Here is a 602-nt window from a genome sequence, read left to right as displayed (position 1 = left end):
GGGAAAGGCGGTGATGGCGGTTCTGCGTGGTGTAATATTGAGGATAGAATTAGAAACTTAGATTGTTCTGGAAGCCCTGGTAAAAAGGGGAATAGTGGCAAGTCAGGGGAGCTAGGGAAGCCAGGAAAGAGCGGGCGGATATATATCAACGGCAAATTGTGTGAAGGAAAATTTAAATCAAATTCATAATTTCATTATTCAATAATATCTATAGGTTTCTATCTTGTTGTGATTTTTGAAAAGTACAATCATGATTATTATTTTTATTTGTATTTCCTAATAATACNNTTTACATTAATATTTTAAATTGCGTAATTTAAATATTGCATCTAATTGCTTTCTGTAAAGAGAATAAATACCTATCTAATTAATTTTCATGGGAATTATTTTTCTGGTCCGCCTGTTGTTGAAGTGCTTATATTTTTTGCCAGAAGAAGAACGATGTTTTCACTATGGCTAATCTGGTCGTTAGCCAGGAGAAAAATTCTGACTATTAGCAATATTAGTGACACAACCTGTAGTGATAGCAGTAGAGACTTTGTAACTTGGCCAGATGGATAATTAATATATGAAGTTATTCTAAATGTATAAATTTAAACTTA

At 32.5% G+C, this 602-nt stretch carries 1 pseudogene; it reads left to right on the top strand.

Features of this window, described 5'->3' with window-relative positions:
- A pseudogene (locus tag V2H77_RS00145) lies at nucleotides 1-189 on the top strand (hypothetical protein); the annotation flags it as partial.
- Nucleotides 190-602 lie beyond the last annotated feature (413 nt).

This window comes from Photorhabdus sp. P32 (assembly GCF_038085095.1).
Taxonomy (GTDB): domain Bacteria; phylum Pseudomonadota; class Gammaproteobacteria; order Enterobacterales; family Enterobacteriaceae; genus Photorhabdus; species Photorhabdus luminescens.
Note: the sequence above shows the minus strand (reverse complement) of the source record. Positions and strands in the feature narration are given on the sequence as shown.